This window comes from Streptomyces sp. NPDC001709 (genome assembly GCF_053596375.1).
This window is the reverse complement of sequence record NZ_JBSFGB010000001.1, coordinates 448172-467950: the sequence shown is the minus strand read 5'-3', so window position 1 is coordinate 467950 and position 19779 is coordinate 448172. Positions and strand designations below refer to the sequence as shown.

General features: G+C 70.3%; 18 protein-coding genes. 8 read left to right on the top strand and 10 right to left on the bottom strand.

The features are described 5' to 3' along the window. The first annotated feature begins 37 nt into the window (after positions 1-37). The 3 genes from pth to ACWC0C_RS02330 all read left to right on the top strand — a co-directional run bounded on the left by pth (position 38) and on the right by ACWC0C_RS02330 (position 2036). On the top strand, positions 38-640 hold the full coding sequence (pth, locus tag ACWC0C_RS02340; protein ID WP_450860977.1) for an aminoacyl-tRNA hydrolase: 603 nt from the start codon (positions 38-40) through the stop codon (positions 638-640). Positions 641-692: 52 nt separating this feature from the next. Beyond that, positions 693-1208: a hypothetical protein gene (locus tag ACWC0C_RS02335; protein WP_450860975.1), complete on the top strand. Its 516-nt coding sequence runs from the start codon at positions 693-695 to the stop codon at positions 1206-1208. Between the two features lie 126 nt (positions 1209-1334). Beyond that, positions 1335-2036, top strand: a complete 702-nt coding sequence (locus ACWC0C_RS02330; RefSeq protein ID WP_450860973.1) for an LPXTG cell wall anchor domain-containing protein — start codon at positions 1335-1337, stop codon at positions 2034-2036. A gap of 70 nt (positions 2037-2106) precedes the next feature. Here ACWC0C_RS02330 and ppc read toward each other — a convergent pair whose 3' ends face one another. Next, on the bottom strand, positions 2107-4839 hold the full coding sequence (gene ppc, locus ACWC0C_RS02325; RefSeq protein WP_449197386.1) for a phosphoenolpyruvate carboxylase: 2733 nt from the start codon (positions 4837-4839) through the stop codon (positions 2107-2109). Between the two features lie 307 nt (positions 4840-5146). Here ppc and ACWC0C_RS02320 point away from each other — a divergent pair, with 307 nt between their 5' ends. Further along, positions 5147-6154: an acyl-CoA desaturase gene (locus tag ACWC0C_RS02320; protein ID WP_450860971.1), complete on the top strand. Its 1008-nt coding sequence runs from the start codon at positions 5147-5149 to the stop codon at positions 6152-6154. Further along, positions 6151-6828: a TetR family transcriptional regulator gene (locus tag ACWC0C_RS02315; RefSeq protein WP_449197384.1), complete on the top strand. Its 678-nt coding sequence runs from the start codon at positions 6151-6153 to the stop codon at positions 6826-6828. The genes ACWC0C_RS02320 and ACWC0C_RS02315 overlap by 4 nt, the downstream gene beginning before the upstream one ends. Before the next feature lie 2 nt (positions 6829-6830). Here the strand turns inward: ACWC0C_RS02315 and ACWC0C_RS02310 are convergent, their stop codons facing one another. Both ACWC0C_RS02310 and ACWC0C_RS02305 read right to left on the bottom strand, forming a co-directional pair. Next, on the bottom strand, positions 6831-7214 hold the full coding sequence (locus ACWC0C_RS02310) for a VOC family protein (protein WP_450860969.1): 384 nt from the start codon (positions 7212-7214) through the stop codon (positions 6831-6833). Between the two features lie 2 nt (positions 7215-7216). After that, entirely contained in the window at positions 7217-8041 is an 825-nt protein-coding gene (locus ACWC0C_RS02305) for a trans-aconitate 2-methyltransferase (protein WP_450860967.1), read from the bottom strand. An 88-nt stretch (positions 8042-8129) separates the two neighbouring features. Between ACWC0C_RS02305 and tamR the strand changes: the two genes are divergently transcribed. Then, positions 8130-8627 carry a MarR family transcriptional regulator TamR gene (tamR, locus tag ACWC0C_RS02300; protein WP_069780386.1) on the top strand — a complete coding sequence of 166 codons (498 nt, stop codon included), beginning with the start codon at positions 8130-8132 and terminating at the stop codon, positions 8625-8627. Here tamR and ACWC0C_RS02295 read toward each other — a convergent pair. The 4 genes from ACWC0C_RS02295 to galT form a co-directional block, all read right to left on the bottom strand. Then, positions 8586-9362, bottom strand: a complete 777-nt coding sequence (locus tag ACWC0C_RS02295; protein ID WP_450860965.1) for a LuxR C-terminal-related transcriptional regulator — start codon at positions 9360-9362, stop codon at positions 8586-8588. The two genes, tamR and ACWC0C_RS02295, sit on opposite strands and share 42 nt — an antisense overlap. 344 nt (positions 9363-9706) lie before the next feature. Then, the gene (gene galK, locus ACWC0C_RS02290; protein WP_450860963.1) at positions 9707-10861 is read right to left on the bottom strand and encodes a galactokinase; all 1155 of its coding nucleotides are present in this window, start codon (positions 10859-10861) and stop codon (positions 9707-9709) included. Further along, entirely contained in the window at positions 10861-11823 is a 963-nt protein-coding gene (galE, locus tag ACWC0C_RS02285; RefSeq protein WP_449197379.1) for a UDP-glucose 4-epimerase GalE, read from the bottom strand. The genes galK and galE overlap by 1 nt, the downstream gene beginning before the upstream one ends. Then, positions 11820-12881, bottom strand: a complete 1062-nt coding sequence (gene galT / locus ACWC0C_RS02280; protein ID WP_450860960.1) for a galactose-1-phosphate uridylyltransferase — start codon at positions 12879-12881, stop codon at positions 11820-11822. The genes galE and galT overlap by 4 nt, the downstream gene beginning before the upstream one ends. Before the next feature lie 180 nt (positions 12882-13061). Between galT and ACWC0C_RS02275 the strand changes: the two genes are divergently transcribed. Then, positions 13062-14753, top strand: coding sequence for a sodium:solute symporter family protein (locus tag ACWC0C_RS02275; RefSeq protein ID WP_449197377.1), 1692 nt, complete (start codon positions 13062-13064; stop codon positions 14751-14753). A 21-nt stretch (positions 14754-14774) separates the two neighbouring features. Continuing rightward, the gene (locus ACWC0C_RS02270; protein ID WP_450860958.1) at positions 14775-15131 is read left to right on the top strand and encodes a hypothetical protein; all 357 of its coding nucleotides are present in this window, start codon (positions 14775-14777) and stop codon (positions 15129-15131) included. Positions 15132-15242: 111 nt separating this feature from the next. Here ACWC0C_RS02270 and ACWC0C_RS02265 read toward each other — a convergent pair whose 3' ends face one another. From ACWC0C_RS02265 to ACWC0C_RS02255, 3 genes are all read right to left on the bottom strand, one after another. Then, positions 15243-15926: a helix-turn-helix transcriptional regulator gene (locus ACWC0C_RS02265; RefSeq protein ID WP_449197375.1), complete on the bottom strand. Its 684-nt coding sequence runs from the start codon at positions 15924-15926 to the stop codon at positions 15243-15245. Positions 15927-16152: 226 nt separating this feature from the next. Further along, positions 16153-17931 (bottom strand): outer membrane protein assembly factor BamB family protein, encoded by a 1779-nt coding sequence (locus ACWC0C_RS02260; protein ID WP_450860956.1) that lies wholly within the window; start codon positions 17929-17931, stop codon positions 16153-16155. Between the two features lie 93 nt (positions 17932-18024). Beyond that, positions 18025-19776 carry an outer membrane protein assembly factor BamB family protein gene (locus ACWC0C_RS02255; RefSeq protein ID WP_449197373.1) on the bottom strand — a complete coding sequence of 584 codons (1752 nt, stop codon included), beginning with the start codon at positions 19774-19776 and terminating at the stop codon, positions 18025-18027. Positions 19777-19779 lie beyond the last annotated feature (3 nt).

Sequence of the window (19779 nt, the reverse complement as noted above, 5' to 3'; positions counted from 1 at the left end):
CTCGGGGAGCGGCGGCTGTTGCACTGTATAAGGAGACATGGACGTGACCACCCCTGCCAGTGGCCCCTGGCTGATCGTCGGGCTCGGCAATCCCGGGCCGGAGTACGCCATGAACCGGCACAACGTCGGTTTCATGGTGGTGGATCTGCTCGCCGAGCGGATCGGGGGGAAGTTCAAGCGGGCGGGCAAGGCGCAGGCGCAGGTGCTGGAGGGGCGGATCGGTCCGGCGGGGCCGGCGAACCGGCGGGTGATCCTGGCGAAGCCGATGTCGTACATGAATCTGTCCGGTGGTCCGGTGAACGCGTTGAAGGACTTCTACAAGGTGCCGGTCGCCAACGTCGTCGCCGTCCATGACGAGCTCGACATCGACTACGGCACGCTGCGGCTGAAGCTGGGCGGCGGTGACAACGGGCACAACGGTCTGAAGTCGATGACGAAGGCGATGGGTTCGGATTACCACCGGGTGCGGTTCGGGATCGGGCGGCCTCCGGGTCGTATGCAGGTGGCGGATTTCGTGTTGAAGGATTTCGGGTCGGCGGAGCGCAAGGAGCTGGACTACTTCGTGGACCGTGCGGCGGACGCGGTGGAGTGTCTGGTGATCGAGGGTCTGGAGCGGGCGCAGGGCGCGTACAACTCCTGACATGTACTTCTACGGCGGACAGCGAGGTTGACCACCTGTGCGGGTATGGCCAATGATCCCGGCCATGCCTGCCACAGCCAGCTCCGCCCGCCAGGTGTCCGTGTCCGCGTTGCGCTTCGGGCGGGTCGCGGCGACGGGTGCGGTCGCCGCGTTGATCCTGTTCGCCGGGGTGTGGGGTTCCTGGGGGACCGCGCAGCACGTGATGCTGTCCAAGGGGCGTGAGCAGGGCACGGTGCGGGTGACGTCGTGCGCCGGGGGCACGTGCGGTGGTCCGTTCACGCCGACGTCGGAGGGGGCGCGGGCACGCGCGCGCGTGGAGCTCACGAAGTCGGTCGCGGTGCGCACGGGGCAGACGTACGACGTCGTCCTCAAGCCGGGTACGGCGGACGCGGTGCGTTCGGGTCCGGCGGGGATCCTGTACGCGTGGGTGCCGTTGGGCGGGGCGTTGCTGCTGGCCTCGGTGGTGGTGGCGGGCGGGATGCGGCTGACGCGGGTGGCGTGGGTGCTGGCGGGGTGCGGGTTGGCGTTGCTGACGGGGGCTTTTCTGGCGGTGTCCGCCGGTTCGTGACCCTGTGCGCCGGGTGTGGCCGGCGGGTGTTGCGTCTTCGTGATTGACCCTGGGTCAGCGGGGGTTGGAAGCTGAGCCGCCCCCTCCACATCTTCCCCATTGGCCACTCGAAGATGGACCAGCCTCATGCGTACCCTCATCCGTGCCGGCGCGGTGACCGCCGGTCTGTCGGCAGCGCTGTTCCTCGCGCCCGCCGCGCACGCCGCTCCGCCCGGTGACAACGGCGATGTGAAGATCCACAAGTCCGCGACGGACGAGTTCGACGAGCGCAATCAGCCGCACGTGTGCTCGTTCTACCTGGACGCCTTCCACTTCGACAGCGGCCAGCAGGTCGACTGGCGCATCGAGGTGTGGGCGCCGACCGGTGGGACGAAGGGCACGACCGTGAAGTCGGGTGCCCTGTCGCTGGACGCCGACGGCCACGGCCGCACCCCGGACATGACCCTGCCCGACGGGCACTACAAGCTGTTCTGGAACTTCGCCGGCGAGAAGGGCGCGGCCAAGCACAAGGTGTTCTGGACGGACTGCCACGGCTCCGGCGGCGGTGGCGGTACGCCGTCGTCGGGTCCGTCGGCGGGTCCGTCGTCCGGTACGACGTCGAGCGCGTCCCCCGCGCCGTCCGCGTCCTCGTCGCCGTCCTCGTCGGCCCCCGGTTCGTCGTCCTCGTCCGCCCCGGCTCCGTCCTCCTCGCCGTCCGCGCAGGGCGGGGGCGGCGGTCTCGCCGAGACCGGCAACGGTGTTCCGGTGGGTGCGCTGTCGGGTGTGGCGGCCGTGCTGGTCGGTGCGGGCGGCTACCTGGTGGCGCGGCGCCGCAAGGCGCGCGGCTGACCGGAGCCGGAAAGGAGGGTGCCCCCGGGGTCGTAGGACCCCGGGGGCACCCTCTTGTGTGTCGTGGCCGTCAGCCGGTGTTGCGCAGGCCGGCTGCCACGCCGTTGACGGTGAGGAGCAGGGCGCGGGAGAGCAGCGGGTCGGGGCTCGTGTCGGCCGCGGCCTCGTCGCGCTGGCGCTTGAGCAGGGTGACCTGGAGGTAGGAGATCGGGTCCAGGTAGGCGTCGCGGATGGCGAAGGTCTGCTTCAGGGCGGGCTCGGCGTCCAGCAGTTCCTGTTCGCCGGTGACGCGAAGGACCTCGCGGACGGTCAGCTCGTGTTCGGCCTTGATGGTGTCGAAGACGTGCTTGAGGTCGTCGGGGACGAGGGTGTCGACGTAGTGCTGGGCGATGCGCAGGTCGGTCTTGGCCAGGGTCATCTCGACGTTGGAGATGAAGTTCTGGAAGAAGTGCCACTGCTGGTGCATCTCGTCCAGGACGGTGTCGAGGCCCGCCTCGCGCAGCGCCTTCAGCCCCGATCCCACGCCGAACCAGCCGGGGACGATCTGCCGGGACTGGGTCCAGCCGAACACCCAGGGGATGGCGCGCAGCCCGTCGAGGCCGGCGCCGCTGTCGGGCCTGCGCGAGGGCCTCGACCCGAGGTGCAGGTCGGCGAGCTGGTCGACGGGGGTGGAGGCGAAGAAGTACGCCGGGAGGTCCGGGTCCTCGACCAGGCGGCGGTAGGCGGCGTGGGCGGCGTCGGAGACGACGTCCATGGCGGCGTCCCAGCGGGCGAGGGCCTCGTCGGACTGGCGGGGGGCGGTGTGCAGGGCGGAGGCCTGCAGGGTGGCCGCGACCGTCAGTTCCAGGTTCTCCCGGGCCAGGGCCGGGATGAGGTACTTGTCGGAGATGACCTCGCCCTGCTCGGTGACCTTGATCTCGCCTTCCAGGGTGCCCCAGGGCTGGGCGAGGATGGCGTCGTGGGAGGGGCCGCCGCCGCGGCCGACGGTGCCGCCGCGGCCGTGGAAGAGGCGCAGCCGTACGCCGTAGCGGTGGGCGACGTCGCGCAGGCGCCGCTGGGCGCGGTGGATCTCCCACTGGCTGGTGGTGATGCCGCCGAACTTGGAGGAGTCGGAGTAGCCGAGCATGACCTCCTGGACGTCGCCGCGCAGCGCGACCAGGCGCCGGTAGGACGGGTCGGAGAGCATGTCCTCGAGGATGGTGTCGGCGGCCTTCAGCTCGTCGGTCGTCTCCAGCAGCGGGACGATGCCGATCTTCGCCCAGCCGGCGTGCAGGTCGACGAGGCCGGCCTCGCGGGCGAGGACGGCGGCGGCGAAGACGTCGTCGGCGCCCTGGCACATGGAGATGATGTAGGACTCGATGACCTCGGGGCCGAAGACCTCCAGGGCCTTCTTGACGGTCTCGAAGACGCCGAGGGTCTTCTGCCCGGCGGCGTCGACGGGTGCCGGGGTGGGGGCCAGCGGGCGGCGCGAGCGCAGTTCCTTGGCGAGGAGCTTGGCGCGGTACTCGCGGGGCATGTCGGCGTAGCGCCAGGACTCCTCGCCGAGGCGGTCGAAGAGCTGGCCGAGGGCGTGGTGGTGGGCGTCGGCGTGTTCGCGGACGTCCATGGTGGCGAGCTGGAGGCCGAAGGCGGCCAGGGTGCGGATGGTGCGGTTGAGCCGGCCGTCGGCGAAGAGGCCGCCGCGGTGTTCGCGCAGGGAGGCCTGGATGAGCCGCAGGTCCTGCAGCAGCTCACCGGTGCCCAGGTAGTCGCGGCCGGGGTCGTGCGGGGTGCCCGTGGCGAGGCGGTTCTTGGTGTTCTCCAGCTTCTGCCGGATGCAGGTGGCCTTGAGCCGGTAGGGCTCCTCGGCGTTGAGGCGCTTGTAGCGGGGGCTGATCTCGGGGAGGAGTTCGAGGTCCGTGTTCAGGGACTGGAGGAGCTCTTCCGTGGCGCCGGAGTAGCGGATGGAGTTGGAGAGCAGGCCGCGCAGTTCGTCGATCATCTCCAGGGCGTCGTTGATGCCGTGCTCGTGCTGGAGGATGAGGACGTCCCAGGTGACCTGGGGGGTGACGTTGGGGTTGCCGTCGCGGTCGCCGCCGATCCAGGTGCCGAAGGTGAGGGGGCGGGTGGCGTCGGGGAGCTTGACGCCGACGCGCTCCAGTTCCGCCGTCAGGTCCTCCAGGACGTCGCCGACGGCGTCGGCGTGCAGTTCGTCGAGGTAGTAGATGGCGTTGCGGGCCTCGTCGGCGGGCTCGGGGCGCACGACGCGCAGTTCGTCGGTCTGCCACACCAGGTCGATGTTCTCGGCGAGGCGGACGTCGTGGCGGCGGCGGTCGGAGTCGAGGACCGGGGTGTCCAGGAGCGCGGCGATGCGCCGGAGCTTGTTCAGGACCGAGCGGCGCGCGGCCTCGGTGGGGTGTGCCGTGAACACCGGGCGAACGTTCAGGTGCTGGACGGTCTGCTTGAGGTGTTCGGGGTCGGCGTCCTTGAGCCGGTCGGCGGTGCGGGCGAGGAGGCCGCCCTCGGCGGCGCGCTTGGCGCGCAGCTCGCGGCCGCGGTGTACCTGTTCGGTGACGTTGGCGAGGTGGAAGTAGGTGGAGAAGGCGCGCACCAGCTTGGCCGCGGTCTCCAGTTCGGTGCCGCGCAGCAGCTCGGCGGCGGCATCGCCGTCCTCGCGGGTGAGGCGGCGGACCTTCTCGACCAGGTCGAGTAGCTCCGGGCCCTCCTGCCGTACGAGGGTCTCGCCCAGAAGATCACCCAGCCGGCGGATGTCGGCGCGCAGCTCGCTGCTGGTCGTGGTGGTCTGGTCGTCGGCACTGCTCACAGGTGCGGCTCCTTGGAGAGTGTTGAAGCTCGTCTGGGAGGGAACCCGGCCGGCTGCCACGCGGCTGGGCGCCGCATAGGGGCCGGAGCGTCCGGGAAGGAAACTTCAGCGGACCGCGCTGTCCGACCGACTCCCAGGATAGGTGTCCGCGCGGACGCGCAGGCTCGCGGGCTCTTGCCGCCGCGCGACACGCTGCCATACTTACGACGCCGTAGGTTACGGAACCGTAGGGAAGTACCGTCCACTCCCGCCCGGTCCCCGCGGCCCGGCTATCTGCCCCGACACCTCGACCCCACAGGGGACGCGCATGACCTCAAGTTCCGATGTGATCGAAGAAGCCCCCAAGGCCGACGACACTCCCTACCCCTCCGCCACGCTGGGTGGCGAGCAGAAGCGTTCGATCGAGCAGATCACGCTGCTTTTGTTCATCACCGTGCCGTTCCTGGCGCTCGTGGCGGCTGTGCCGCTGGCCTGGGGCTGGGGGGTGAGCTGGCTCGATCTGGGCCTTCTGGTGTTCTTCTACTACCTGGGCTGCCACGGCATCACGATCGGTTTCCACCGGTACTTCACCCATGGTTCCTTCAAGGCCAAGCGGCCTCTGCGGATCGCGCTGGCGATCATGGGTTCGCTGGCGGTCGAGGGCCCCCTGGTGCGCTGGGTGGCCGATCACCGCAGGCATCACAAGTTCTCCGACGCGGAGGGCGACCCGCACTCTCCGTGGCGGTTCGGCGAGACGGTTCCGGCGCTGATGAAGGGCCTGTGGTGGGCTCACATCGGCTGGATGTTCGACGAGGAGCAGACCCCGCAGGACAAGTACGCGCCGGATCTGATCAAGGACCCGGCCATCCGGGCGATCTCCCGCCAGTTCGTCTACTGGACGGTCGTGTCCCTCCTGCTGCCGCCGCTGATCGGTGGTCTGGTGACGATGTCCTGGTGGGGCGCGGTCACCGCGTTCTTCTGGGGGTCACTCGTACGGGTGGCGTTGCTGCACCATGTGACGTGGTCGATCAACTCGATCTGTCACGCGGTGGGCAAGCGGCCGTTCAAGTCGCGGGACCGCTCGGGCAATGTGTGGTGGCTGGCCGTGCTGTCGTGCGGTGAGTCGTGGCACAACCTGCACCACGCCGACCCGACCTCGGCGCGGCACGGTGTGATGCGCGGCCAGATCGACTCCTCGGCCCGGATCATCCGCTGGTTCGAGCTGCTCGGCTGGGCACACGATGTGCGCTGGCCGTCACGCTCGCGTATCGATTCCCGCCGGAACACCGGGGATGACGGTTCCCGGCGCCGGGGGGAGCCTGCGAAGGCGGCATGATTGACGGCGTGGCGACCGACTCCAGCAGCACTTCCAGCAACGACAAACAGCGGCGGACCCGCCGGACTCGTATGACCGGTGCCGAGCGCCGCCAGCAGCTGCTGGAGATCGGTCGCACGCTCTTCGCGGCGAAGGGTTTCGAGGGCACCTCGGTGGAGGAGATCGCGGCCAAGGCCGGGGTGTCCAAGCCGGTGGTGTACGAGCACTTCGGCGGCAAGGAGGGTCTGTACGCGGTGGTGGTCGACCGCGAGATGCGCCGCCTGCTGGACATGGTCACCAGCTCCCTGACGGCCGGCCACCCCCGCGAACTGTGCGAGCAGGCGGCGTTCGCCCTCCTGGACTACATCGAGGAGTACACGGACGGCTTCCGCATCCTGGTCCGCGACTCCCCCATCCCGCAGTCCACGGGTTCCTTCGCCTCACTGATCTCGGACATCGCCACCCAGGTGGAGGACATCCTGGGCCGCGAGTTCAAGAGCCGCGGCTTCGACCCGAAACTGGCCCCGCTGTACGCCCAGGCCCTGGTCGGCATGGTCGCGCTGACGGGCCAGTGGTGGCTGGACGTGCGCCGCCCGAAGAAGGCGGAGGTCGCGGCCCATCTGGTGAACCTGGCGTGGCACGGTCTGGACGGTCTGGAGCAGAAGCCGCGGTTGATAGGGCACCGCAAGAGCTGAGGTCAGCGCGGCTCCAGGAACTCCAGCCTGTTGCCGGCGGGGTCCTCGCAGAAGAAGCGAAGATGCCCCGGCAGGTTGTCGTCCCAGGCGACCGGGACGCCGTGCGCGGCCAGGCGGGCGGCGTACGCCTCGATGTCCGTGACCCGCAGCCCCGGGTGGGCCCTCCTCGCGGGTCGGCAGTGACATTTTCCGCCCGGGGCTGGGGCCTCCTCGATGCCCAGGTGGAGTTGCACGGCTCCCGCCTTGAACCAGCAGCCGCCGCGTGCCGCGAGCACCGGCGGCTTGGGGATCTCCGTCATGCCGAGGATGCCGGCGTAGTACGCCCGCAGCGCGTCCTCCGACCCGGGCGGGGCCGCCAGCTGCACATGATCGACCGCGACCAGCATGCTCAGGCCTCCTTCACCGCGAGGGCGAACAGCCGGCGGAAGGGCAGCACCGTGCCGTAGGGCGCGCTGGGGTAGGCCTGCCGCAGCAGGTCCCGGTACTCGGTGAGGAACGCCTCCCGTGCCTCGGGGTCGTCGGCGAGCGCGGTCAGGGCGGGCCGCAGGCCGGTTCCCTTCACCCAGTCCAGGACGGGGTCCTGGCCCTGCAGGACGTGGAAGTACGTCGTCTGCCAGACGTCCGTCGCGCAGCCGAGGCGGGCGAGGCGGTCCAGATAGGCGCCGGGGGTGTGCACCGAGTCGGTGTGGCGCAGGACGTCGGCGAGGCGGGACTTCCAGCGGGGGGTGCCGGCGAGTTCGCGCATCAGGGCGTGCAGCGGGGCGTCGATGTTGTCGGGCACCTGGAAGGCGAAGGTGCCGCCGGGCTTCAGGCCGGCGATCCAGTCGGCGAAGCGGTCGGCGTGCCCCGGCACCCAATGGAGCGTGGCGTTGGAGACGATCAGGTCGTACGGCTCCCCGGGTGCCCAGGTACGGGCGTCGGCGTGGGCGAAGTCGAGCCGGCCGCCCCCGGGGGTGGGGCCCTCGTGGTCGGTGTGCGCCTTGTCGAGCATCTCGGGCGAGTTGTCGTATCCGGTGACGTGGGCGGTGGGCCAGCGTTCGGTGAGCTGGACGGTGACGTTGCCGGGGCCGCAGCCGAGGTCGGCGATGCGGGGGTGCCCTGCGGGGCTTCCCGTGGGCAGGGCGGGGACGCGGGCGAGGAGGTCGGCGAAGGGGCGGGCCCGGTGGTCGGCGTGCCGCAGGTACTGACCGGGGTCCCAGATCGGGTTCGTCATACGTCCACTGTCCCCCCGGCTTTATCTCGATGTCAAGAGACTCGATATCAAGAGACTTCATGTCGACACAACCACTACACTGATCTCCATGGAGGACGAGGTCGATCGGCTGGTCGCAGCGTGGCGCCGGGAACGTCCGGACCTCGACGTGGAGCCGCTGGAAGTGCTCAGCCGGGTGAGCCGACTCGCCCGGCATCTGGACCGTGCGCGCCGGCTCGCCTTCGCCGAGCACCAGCTGGAGCCCTGGGAGTTCGATGTGCTGACCGCGCTCAGGCGCGCGGGCACGCCGTACCAGCTCTCCCCCGGCCAGCTGCTGACCCAGACCCTGGTCACCTCGGGCACGATGACCAACCGCATCGACCGGCTCGCCAAGAAGGGCCTGGTGGAGCGGCTGCCCGACCCGAGCGACCGGCGGGGCGTGCTGGTGCGGCTGACCGACACCGGCCGGGACCGCGCCGACCAGGCGCTGGCCGGGCTGCTGGAGCAGGAGCGGGCGATCCTCGCCGAGCTGTCCCGCGCCCAGCGTGCGGAACTGGCGGGCTTGCTACGCCAGTTGACCGCCCCGTTCGACAACATCCCCGGCTAGGTCGGCCGGTCCGACCCCCGCGCGCCGGGCGAGCGCGACGGCGGCCAGCGTCGAGTGGACACCCAGCTTGCCGAGGACGTTCTGCATATGGGTGCGCACGGTGTGCGGGGACAGGAACAGCCGCTCGGCGACGGCCTTGCGGCCGAGCCCCGCGACCATGCAGCGCAGCACCTCCCGCTCCCTGGGCGTGAGGGACTCCACCAGCCGCTCGCTCTCGGTACGGTGCCGGCGCGCGGCCGTCAGCTCCCTGAGCACCCCGGTGAGCAGGGCGGGCGGCAGATGCGTCTCGTCGCGCAGCACACCCCGGATGACCGTCAGCAGCCGCGACAGCGAGCAGTCCTTGGCGACCCACCCCGAGGCACCGGCCTGCAGCGCGAGCGCCGCCCGCCGGGGGTCGTCCTTCTCGGCGAGTACGACGTTGCGCACGCCGGGCTGGGCGGCCCGCACCCCGGAGACGAGGGAGATCCCGTCGACGAGCCCCTCCTCATTGCCCTCCTGCACGGGCACGGGAACGGACGGACGGCCGCCGGGCACATGGCCGCCACCGAGGTCGGCGTCGACCAGGAGGACGTCGAAGCGGCGGCCCTCACCGGCCGCCCGCTCCAGGCAGCGCAGCGCGGCGGAGCCGCTGCCGGCGGCGGCGACGTCGACGTCCGGCTCGGCGGCCAGGGCGGCGGCGAGCGACTCGGCGAAGATGCGGTGGTCGTCCACGACCAGGACTCGGATACGAACCACGAAACCCCCTTCCCCAGGCTCCGCACGGAGCAGGGGACAACCAAGGTCCGGAAAGAACGACGACCCGCGCGGGTACGACACCCACGGGCAGGGCGCGCGCGCCGCGCGGCCGCCGCCGTCGCGGAAAGTGCTACCCCCACCGCGGGCGCCGTACCCGCCTGTCTCGCCCCCTGATCAGCACCGGCCCCCACCGGTGCTGTTCCACAGAGTACGGATGGGAGCACGCAGCGGAAGGAGATTTACAGAACTGGCCGTCCAGCGCGAGTTTCGTGTGCCGCAAGTTACGTATTGGGGCGGAAGTCGACAGAGACATGATCGTTTGCCGGTCGTGGGTGGCGCGGCCGTCAGGTCAGTCGTGCGGCTCCCGCCGACGGCACCGCCTCGAAGACCCGCGGGACCGTGAAGCCCGCCGACGCGAAGGCGTCTTCGATCGCCTTCGTGAGGGTGTCGACGTCCGTGGCGTCCGCCAGGACGATCGCCGAGCCGCCGAAGCCGCCGCCGGTCATCCGGGCGCCGAGCGCGCCGTTCGCCAGGGCGGTGTCGACGACCAGGTCCAGCTCCGGACAGGAGATACGGAAGTCGTCGCGCAGGGAGGCGTGGCCCTCGGTGAGGACGGGGCCGATGGCGCGGGTCTCCCCGGCGCGCAGCAGGCCGACCACGCGCTCCACCCGCTCGTCCTCGGTGACGATGTGCCGCACCAGGCGGACGATCTCCTCCTCGTCGCCCAGCCGGGCCAGCGCCTCGTCCAGGCCGGCGTACGGAATGTCCCGCAGGGCGTCGACGCCGAGCAGGGCCGCGCCCTTCTCGCAGCCCGCCCGGCGCTTGCCGTACTCGCCGCCGCTGTGCGCGTGCTTGACCTGGGTGTCCACGACGAGCAGGCGCAGGCCTTCGGCCGCGAGGTCGAAGGGGATCTGCTGCTGGGACAGGTCGCGGGTGTCCAGGAAGAGCGCGTGGCCCTGTTCGCAGCAGGCCGACGCCGTCTGGTCCATGATGCCGGTCGGCGCGCCGACGTAGACGTTCTCGGCGCGCTGGCACAGCCGGGCCAGCTTCCAGCGCGGCAGGCCCAGTTCGTAGAGGTCGTTGAGCGCGAGCGCGATCACCACCTCCAGGGCCGCCGACGACGACAGGCCCGCGCCCGTCGGGACCGTCGAGGACAGGTGGACGTCCGCGCCGGTCACGCCGTGGCCCGCCTCGCGCAGGACCCAGACCACGCCCGCCGGGTACGCGGTCCAGTTCCCGTCGCCGCCCGGCTCCAGGGCGTCCAGTGACAGCTCCACGATGCCGCCGTCGATGTCCGCCGAGTGCAGGCGGAGAACGCCGTCGGTGCGGCGGGAGACCGCCGCGATCGCCCGGTGCGGCAGCGCGAACGGCATCACGAAGCCGTCGTTGTAGTCGGTGTGCTCGCCGATGAGGTTGACGCGGCCGGGCGCCGCCCACACTCCCTCCGGCTCCGCGCCGTACAGCTCTGCGAAACGCTCCGCGACCTGCTGTGCCCCCACTAGTGCTCCCTTGCGATGTGCTGCGCGAACTCCCAGGCGTCCGCGACGATGCCCGCGAGGTCCGCGCGGGTCGGGTTCCAGCCCAGTTTCTCGCGGGCCGTGTCCGCCGAGGCGACCAGGACGGCCGGGTCGCCGCCCCGGCGCGGGGCCACGATCTCGGGGATCGGGTGGCCGGTGACCTGCCGGACCGTCTCGATGACCTGGCGGACGGAGAAGCCCTCGCCGTTGCCGAGGTTGCAGATCAGGTGCTCGCCGGGCTGCGCGGCCGTCAGGGCCAGGAGGTGGGCCTCGGCCAGGTCGGCCACGTGGATGTAGTCGCGGACGCAGGTGCCGTCGGGGGTGGCGTAGTCGTCGCCGAAGACCGAGATCGCCTCGCGGCGGCCCTGGGCGACCTGGAGGACCAGCGGGATGAGGTGCGACTCGGGGTCGTGGCGCTCGCCGTACGCACCGTACGCGCCGGCCACGTTGAAGTAGCGCAGGGAGACCGCCGCCAGGCCGTGGGCGTTCGCCTCGCTGGTGATCATGTGGTCGACGGCCAGCTTGGAGGCGCCGTAGGGGTTGGTCGGCTTGGTCGGGGCGCTCTCCACGATCGGCACCTGCTCCGGCTCGCCGTAGGTCGCGGCCGTGGAGGAGAAGACGAGCGTGCGCACGCCCGCGTCGCGCATCGCGCCGAGCAGGGCCATGGAGCCGGCGACGTTGTTGTCCCAGTACTTCTCCGGCCTCACCACCGACTCGCCGACCTGCGAGGACGCGGCGAAGTGCAGGACGCCGTCGTAGGAGGGGTCGAGCCACTTGGCGGCGTCGCGGATGTCGCCCTCGATGAAGGCGGCGCCGGCGGGCACGCCCGCACGGAAGCCCGTCGAAAGGTTGTCGAGGACCGTGACCTCGTGGCCGGCCTCCAGCAGGTGCTGGGCGACCACACTGCCGACGTAACCCGCGCCACCCGTCACCAGGTACTTCATGAACTCGCTACCTCTCGCAGTCGCTCGGCCGCGCGCTCCGGCGGCACGTCGTTGATGAACACGCTCATGCCGGACTCGGAACCCGCGAGAAACTTCAGCTTGCCGGAAGTGCGGCGGATGGTGAAAAGCTCGAGGTGCAGGGCGAAGTCGCCGCGCTCCACGCCGTCGAACTCCTCCAGCGCGCCGAACGGGGCCTGGTGCCATGCGGCGATGTACGGCGTCGGAGGCTCACCGGTGCCGAAGATCCGGTCGAAGCGCCTCAAGAGTTCCAGATAGACCTGAGGGAATTCTGTGCGTGCCGCCTCGTCCAGCGCGAGCAGGTCGGGCACCCGACGCCTGGGGTAGAGGTGGACCTCGTACGGCCAGTGCGCCGCGTACGGGACGAAGGCCGCCCAGTGTTCACCCTCAAGGACGACCCGCTCACCGGCGAGTTCCCGCGCGAGGACGGCGTCGAACAGGTTCTCCCCGCCGGTCGCCTCCTTGTGGGCGGCCAGCGAGCGGAGCATCAGGGCGGTGCGGGGCGTGGTGAAGGGGTAGGCGTAGATCTGACCGTGCGGGTGGCCGAGGGTCACGCCGATCTCCTCACCCCGGTTCTCGAAACAGAAGACCTGCTCGACGGAGGGCAGATGCGACAGCTCCGAGGTGCGGTCCGTCCACGCCTCCAGCACCAGGCGCGCCTGCTCCTCGGTGAGGTCGGCGAAGGAGGCGTCGTGGTCGGAGGTGAAGCAGACGACCTCGCAGCGGCCGGAGTCGCCGGCGAGGGAGGGGAACCGGTTCTCGAAGACGACGACGTCGTACGACGAGTCCGGGATCTCGCTCAGCCGGTCGCCCTGCGTGGGGCACAGCGGGCACTCGTCGGCCGGCGGATGGTACGTGCGGCCCTGCCGGTGGGAGGCGACGGCGACACGGTCGCCGAGCAGCACATCGGGGCGGATCTCGGACGTCGTATGGGTCCGCTCCAGCGGACGGCGGTCGGCGGCGTCCCGCACGGTGTCGTCCCGCAGGTCGTAGTAGATCAGCTCACGACCGTCGGCCAGCCGTGTCGAGGTCTTCTTCAACGCCGGACTCCTCTACGCCCCGCACCCAATCACTCAACACAATCAAACATAACAGACCACAACTCGACAACACCTGTGTCCATCACAATCAAACAAAGAACACCAACAGAAGTGTTCAAATACTGAACGCGGAGGCGTAGGTTCCGCTCTGGATCAGTTCGCGCAACGAAGCGAGTTCTCATGCAAACCCCCACAGACAGTCCCCTGTATCTGGCGGCGGTGCTACGGCTCCCCACCAACTGGCTGGACTACACGATCCTGGCGATCTACTTCGTCGTCGTCCTCGGCATCGGCTTCGCTGCCCGCCGCTCGGTCAAGACCAGCCTCGACTTCTTCCTCTCCGGACGCTCGCTGCCCGCCTGGATCACCGGCCTCGCCTTCATCTCGGCGAACCTGGCGGCCACCGAGATCCTCGGCATGGCCGCGAACAGCGCCCAGTACGGCGCCTACACCGTGCACTGGTACTGGATCGGCGCCATCCCGGCCATGGTCTTCCTGGGCCTGGTGATGATGCCCTTCTACTACGGCAGCAAGGTCCGCTCGGTCCCCGAGTTCCTGCTGCTGCGCTTCGACCGGGGCGCTCACCTGCTCAGTTCGATCCTGTTCGCGTTCGCCGCGATCCTGATCGCGGGCGTCAACCTCTACGCCCTGGCGATCGTCGTCGAGGCCCTGCTCGGCTGGCCGCAGTGGGTCGCCATCGTCGTCGCCGGCGCCTTCGTCCTCGCGTACATCACCCTCGGCGGCCTCTCCTCCGCGATCTACAACGAGGTCCTGCAGTTCTTCGTGATCATGGCCGCCCTCATCCCGATCACCGTCCTCGGCCTGAAGAAGGTCGGCGGCTGGGGCGGACTGACCGACAAGCTCACCGCGACCCACGGCGCGAACTTCACCACCGCCTGGGGCGGCACCGGGATCGGCCACGTCAACCCGCTCGGCGCCAACTGGCTGACCATCGTCCTCGGCCTCGGCTTCGTGCTGTCCTTCGGCTACTGGACGACCAACTTCGCCGAGGTGCAGCGCGCCCTGTCCGCGAAGAACCTCTCGGCGGGTCAGCGCACTCCGCTCATCGCGGCCTACCCGAAGATCTTCATCGTCTTCCTGGTGATGATCCCGGGCCTGGTCGCCGCCGCACTCGTCCCGAAGATCGGCAGCTCCGGCTCGGGCCTGCAGTACAACGACGCCATCCCGTACCTGATGCAGGAGCTGCTGCCCAACGGCGTGCTCGGCATCGCCGTCACCGGCCTGCTGGCCGCGTTCATGGCGGGCATGGCGGCGAACGTGTCGTCCTTCAACACGGTCTTCACGAACGACATCTGGGCGCGGTACGTCGTACGGGGCCGGGAGGACGGGTACTACGTCCGGTTCGGCCGCCTGATCACCGCGATCGGTGTCCTGGCCTCGGTCGGTACGGCGTTCCTGGCGTCCTCGTTCTCGAACATCATGAGCTACCTGCAGACGCTGTTCTCCTTCTTCAACGTGCCGATGTTCGTCGTGTTCGTCGTCGGCATGTTCTGGAAGCGGGCGTCCGCCAAGTCCGGCTTCTGGGGCCTGCTGGCGGGCACCACGGCCGCGATGGTCAACTACTTCGTCTTCTACAAGAAGGGGATCATCTCCATCCCCTCCGACCAGGGCGCCAACTTCGTCTCCGCGATCGCCGGCTTCGTCGCCGGTGCGGTGGTGATGGCCGTGGTGTCCCTGTTCACCAGTCCGAAGCCGGCCCAGGAGCTCCAGGGCCTGGTCTACGGCACCCGCTCCCCCGGCATGGCCGAGCCGCCCGCGCCCGGTGACGAGGCCTGGTACCGCAAGCCGGCCCTGCTGGGCTGGGGCGCGGTCGCGCTCGCCGCCGTCTGCTACATCCCGTTCTCGTTCTGACGCGGGAGGATCGAGGAAACCATGAGCGACCACTCGCACCCCGAGCGCCATCACGAGGCCTTCCACTACAGCGAGGAAGACGTCCAGCGGGAAGTCACCGAGCTGGAGAGCAAGTCCGCGACCGCAGCCCGCATCTTCGACCTGCGCCGCATCATCGGCGGCCTGTTCGTCGTGTACGGCCTCATCGTTACGATCACCGGCATCACCGACTCCCGGTCCGCCATCGACAAGGCCCAGGGCGTCAACATCAACCTCTGGACCGGGATCGGCATGCTCCTGCTGGGCATCTTCTTCCTGACCTGGCTGAGGCTCCGACCCACCCCACCGCCGCCGCCGCTTCCTCCGGAGGAGGGGCCGGGGGAGTGGGCGGGGGAGTAACCCGCCGTTTCCGTCTGCGGGTGCGTGGGGGCTGGTCGCGCAGTTCCCCGCGCCCCTTCAGGGCGCTCACGCAGCTGCGCCCCGAACCGGGTCGGCACCGGCGCCGGGCGCCTACTCGGGACCGGAACTCAACGGCCCCGCCCGGTCCAGCAACCCCGTCCGCGCGGCCAGCGCCGCCGCCTCCAGCCGCGAGCCGACCCCGAGCTTCATCAGCACCCGCTGGACATGGGTGCGGGCCGTGCTCGGCGCGATCCCCATCCCGGCGGCGATCAGCCGCGTGTCCTCCCCGTCCGCCACCCGCACCAGCACCTCCACCTCCCGGGGCGTCAGCATCGACAGCAGCCGCTGAGCCTCGTCGTCAGGCTGCGCGGCGGGATTCAGCAGCTCCCCGAACGCCCCCTGCAACAGCTGCGGAGCAACCGCCGCCTCCCCCGCCCGCGCCTTCATGATCGCCCGCTCGACGCCCTCGATCCGCTCGTCGTGCCGCACGTACCCCGACGCCCCCGAGGCGAACGCCGCCGCGATCCCCCGCGGCGACGGCACCGGGCCGAGCACCAGCACCGCCACCTGCGGCCGCTCCCGCTTGATCTTCACCACCGGGTCGAAGACACCCGGTTCGGCCGGCGCCGCCGTACCCAGCAGACACACCTCCGGCGCCCGCGCGATCACCAGATCCGCCGCGCCCGCGGCCGGCGCCGCCGCGGCGAGCACCCGGTGCCCGCGCAGCTTGAGTGCCGATGCCAACGCCTCCGCGAGCAGGCGGTGGTCGTCGACGACCATGAGCCGCACTCCCATAGAGCAACCCCCCAGTCCCCCCCATGGATGCCCCACTATGGACGCCCACCGGTCCGCAAGGACAGAGGGCCCCCCAGCACCCCGTCCTTCATGCCCCCGGAAGCTACACGCTTGTTCGACGTCGCGCTGCCCCTACTGATGAGAAGTGCCCCGGATCGATGAAATCCGGGGCACTTCTCGGCAAGTCACCCATTCGGGCGAACCCGCGACGACGTCGGCGAGACGGTCAGCCCTTCGGGCCGAACGCCACCAAGAGGTACTTCTTGTCGTCCGACGTCCCCTTCTTGCTGGCGAAGACGTCCGACAGGTACAGGCGGCCGTTCCCGAAGAGGATCTCCGCGTAGTCCGGCAGCATGCTGGTCTCCGCCTGCCGCTCGTTCTGCGTGGCCGGGTTCTCCAGCAGCTTGGTCTGCTTGAACGACCCGCCGTCGATGCTGACGACCTGACCGCCCTTGTCGTACGGCGGCCGCTTGTAGGCGAGCAGGTTCGAGCCGTCCATGCGCAGCGGGGAGAGCGTGTAGCCGTCCCCGGCCTCGGCGCGCTGACCGGTCGGCTTGCCGGTGTTCAGGTCGAAGGAGACGATCTCGTTGGTCTCGCCGAAATCGCCGCTGCCGTCGTGCTCCGCGGTCGGCAGGTACAGCTTGCCGCCACCGACGACGATCTCCTTGCAGTCCTCGATGCGGCTGCTGCTGTCGCACCTGCCGCCGTAGGTCTTGTCCGGCGCGGAGATGTGGGCGAGCAGCTTGCCGGTCTTGTTGTCGATGGAGAAGTAGTCCAGGGCGTCGCTGCTGTCACCGGCTTCGGCGGCCACCACCAGCGGGTCGGTGGAGACGACCGAGGCGTACTCGATGCCCGGGCTCATCCGGTACTCGGAGATCACCTTGCCGGTCTTCGGGTCGATGGTCTGGATGAGCAGCCGCTCGTTGCCCACGTCTCCGCAGTGGCGCACCGCGACGAGCTTGGTGCCACCGCCGTAGCCCCCGTCGTAGCAGTCGTCGCCCGGCTTGGGCAGCCACAGCGGCTTGCCGGAGTCGATGTCGAAGGCGGCACCGCCGTCGGTGTCACCGAGCGCGACGGTACGCTGAGCGATCGTCACGTTCTGGTAGTTGACCGGGTAATCACCGGACTTGACCGTCTGCGTCCAGAGCTTCTTGCCCGAGTCGAGATCGATCGCGGCGATCTGGGTGCAGCCCGCGATGGTCTTCTTCGTGTCCCACTTCGGCTGGTAGGTGATCGCGGTCTTGTCGTCCGAAGTGACGTGCTTGCTGGCCGAGCAGACCGGGCCGGGCAGCTTGAGCGTCCACAGCTTGGTGCCCTTGACCGGGTCGTAGCCGACGATCTCGGCGACGCCGGTCTTGGCGTACACCTTGTCGGTCAGCCAGGAACCAACGGTCCTGACGAGGTCGTTCGCGGTGGGCATGGGCTCCTGGAACAGCAGCTTGCCCGACGGGTCGGCGGGCGCCTTCTCCTTGCCGCCGCCGCCCGTGTTCCCGGTGCCGCCGCTGCCGCCCGTGCCGCCGCTGGAGGAGGCGGTGTCGTGCTTCTTGCCGCCGTCCCCGGAGGAGTTGGCGTACCAGATGCCGCCGACGACGATCAGCGCGATGGCGACGACCGCCGCGACGACGACGAGCAGCGTGGTGTTGTTCCGCCCGCCGCCGCTCTGCCCCGGCTGAGGCTGCATCGGCACGGTCGGCGGCTGGGCCGGGTAGCCGTAACCCGGCTGCGTGGGCTGCGCGTACGGGTTCTGCGGCTGGCCATAGGCCGGAGGCTGCTGGCCGTACGGGGGCTGCTGCGCGCCGGGGTAGCCGTAACCGGGCTGGGGCTGGGGCGGCTGCGGGGCCGGTGCGGGCTGCGGGTAGCCGTAGCCGGGCTGCGGCTGGGGCGGCTGCTGCGGGGCCTGGGGCGGCTGCGCGGGCGGCTGCGGCTGCGGGGGCTGCGGGCTCGGGGGGCCGAAACCGCCCTGCTGCGGGGGCTGGTTCGGCGGCGGAGGGGGCGGCTGGGTCATGGGACGGGTACCTCGGTGGGCTCGAGAGCCGGACGGCGAACGGGATACGGCGAAGGGAATCGCCAGGTGCGGGGTGGAAGCCGGGACGGCGGCTCAGTTGCCGAAGGCCATGATCAGCTTCTCCTTCGACTGGTCACTGCCGGACAGCCGGCCGGCGGAGAGGAAGAACCGCCCGTCGGACCAGTCCACGACCGCCTCGTAGAAGGTCTCCTCGATCTGGGCCGTGCCCTTCGGGTTCTGCAGCAGCTTGGTGGTCGTGTGGGAGGAGCCGGTGAGCGGGATCGACACCACCTGGCCGCCCGCGTCGTACGACGGCTGCACATACGCGACGAGCTTGCCGCCCTCGGCCTTGATCGGGTACATCGGCTCGTCGGCCGGGGACTTGGCCCGCCACTTGGCCTTGCCGGTGGCGAGGCTGATGGCGACGATCTCGTTGGCGCTGCTCGTGCTGTCCGTCGGCAGGTACAGCGTGTCGGCGTCGGCCACGACGCCCTGACAGCCCTGCAGGCCCCGGTCGAGGAAGCCGCAGCGGGGGGCGAACTTCTCGTCGACCTTCACCTCGGAGCGGAACTTGCCGTCCTTGGTGAACGTGGAGATGTTCCAGGCCTTCTTGTCCGGGTTGGTCAGGTACACCACGAGCGGGTCCAGGGAATACACCTTGGACACCTGCCAGCCCTTCTTGACCGACTGGGACCACTTGACCCTGCCGGTGGCCGGGTCCAGTTCCTGGATCTCGTCGTGCTCGTTGGGCTCGTACGCGGCGCAGGAGGACGCCTGGATCAGCCGGCCGGCGCCACCCGTGTACGCGACCGGATAGCAGGACGCCCCGTACTTCCCCTTCTCGTACAGCTTCTTGCCGCTGTCGAGGTCGTACGCCGTGCCCGCCTCCCCGCGGCCCACCATCAGCGTCTTGCCGCTGATGGCCAGGTTGATTTCGACCTGGATGTCGAACGCCCCGCGTTGGTCGAGCGTGCCGCTCCAGCCCTTCTGGCCGGTGCCCAGGTCGATCTGCTGCAGCTGGTTGCACTTGGCGTTGCTGCTCGTGCCGTTCATGTACGCCACGACGACCTTGTCGTCGGCCGACTTCTGCGGGGTGACCGCGCATATCTTCTGCGGGAAGGAGATCGGAGCCCACGCGGGCTTGCCGTCACCGACGCCGTAGGCGAAGACCTGCTTGTACGCCGCCTTCACCGCCACCTTGCCGGTGACCCACAGGCCGGGCGCGTCGGCGCCGGAACCGGGCGCGTCCGGTGCCGACTTGTACCAGAGCACCTTCGCCTCACCGGCCTGCCGGCCCTCGTTGAGGTTCTCCGGGTCGTCACCGCCGGACGAACTCGACGGGCTCGGCGAGCCGGAAGCGGAGTGCTTGGGGTCGTCGCTCTGCTGGGCGACCGGCTTCTTCTTGCCGCCGCCCCCGCTCGTGACCGCGTACACCGTGCCGCCTATGACGAGCAGCGCGGCCACCGCGGCACCGATGATCAGCGCGGTCTTCCTCTTGCCGCCCGCGGTGGCGGGCGCGCCCGGGTACGGCGGCTGCTGCGGATGGCCGAACCCGGGCTGGGGCGCCGCCCCGTAGGGGCCCGGCTGCTGCGGATAGCCGTAGGGGCCCGGGGTGCCGGGCGCGCCGTACGGGCCGGGCTGCTGCGGGTAGCCGTAGCCCGGCTGGGGCTGCTGCGGCGGGGTCGCGGGCGGCTGGGCCGGCGGCGGGGGCATGGGAGGTACGGCGCCGAAACCGCCCTGGGCCGGTGGCGTCTGCGGGGCGCCGAAACCGCCGCCCTGGGCCGGTGGCTGGTCCTGCGGTGCTCCGAAACCGCCCTGCGGCGGCTGATTGGGCGGCTGGGTCATCAG

Excerpts from the sequence above, each read along its gene's own strand:
- pth (WP_450860977.1), top strand. The coding sequence starts at position 38 with ATGGACGTGACCACCCCTGCCAGTGGCCCCTGGCTGATCGTCGGGCTC.
- ACWC0C_RS02335 (WP_450860975.1), top strand. The coding sequence starts at position 693 with ATGATCCCGGCCATGCCTGCCACAGCCAGCTCCGCCCGCCAGGTGTCC.
- ACWC0C_RS02330 (WP_450860973.1), top strand. The coding sequence starts at position 1,335 with ATGCGTACCCTCATCCGTGCCGGCGCGGTGACCGCCGGTCTGTCGGCA.
- ACWC0C_RS02320 (WP_450860971.1), top strand. The coding sequence starts at position 5,147 with ATGACCTCAAGTTCCGATGTGATCGAAGAAGCCCCCAAGGCCGACGAC.
- ACWC0C_RS02315 (WP_449197384.1), top strand. The coding sequence starts at position 6,151 with ATGATTGACGGCGTGGCGACCGACTCCAGCAGCACTTCCAGCAACGAC.
- ACWC0C_RS02310 (WP_450860969.1), bottom strand. The coding sequence starts at position 7,214 with ATGCTGGTCGCGGTCGATCATGTGCAGCTGGCGGCCCCGCCCGGGTCG.
- ACWC0C_RS02305 (WP_450860967.1), bottom strand. The coding sequence starts at position 8,041 with ATGACGAACCCGATCTGGGACCCCGGTCAGTACCTGCGGCACGCCGAC.
- tamR (WP_069780386.1), top strand. The coding sequence starts at position 8,130 with ATGGAGGACGAGGTCGATCGGCTGGTCGCAGCGTGGCGCCGGGAACGT.
- galE (WP_449197379.1), bottom strand. The coding sequence starts at position 11,823 with ATGAAGTACCTGGTGACGGGTGGCGCGGGTTACGTCGGCAGTGTGGTC.
- ACWC0C_RS02275 (WP_449197377.1), top strand. The coding sequence starts at position 13,062 with ATGCAAACCCCCACAGACAGTCCCCTGTATCTGGCGGCGGTGCTACGG.
- ACWC0C_RS02270 (WP_450860958.1), top strand. The coding sequence starts at position 14,775 with ATGAGCGACCACTCGCACCCCGAGCGCCATCACGAGGCCTTCCACTAC.
- ACWC0C_RS02265 (WP_449197375.1), bottom strand. The coding sequence starts at position 15,926 with ATGGGAGTGCGGCTCATGGTCGTCGACGACCACCGCCTGCTCGCGGAG.
- ACWC0C_RS02260 (WP_450860956.1), bottom strand. The coding sequence starts at position 17,931 with ATGACCCAGCCGCCCCCTCCGCCGCCGAACCAGCCCCCGCAGCAGGGC.
- ACWC0C_RS02255 (WP_449197373.1), bottom strand. The coding sequence starts at position 19,776 with ATGACCCAGCCGCCCAATCAGCCGCCGCAGGGCGGTTTCGGAGCACCG.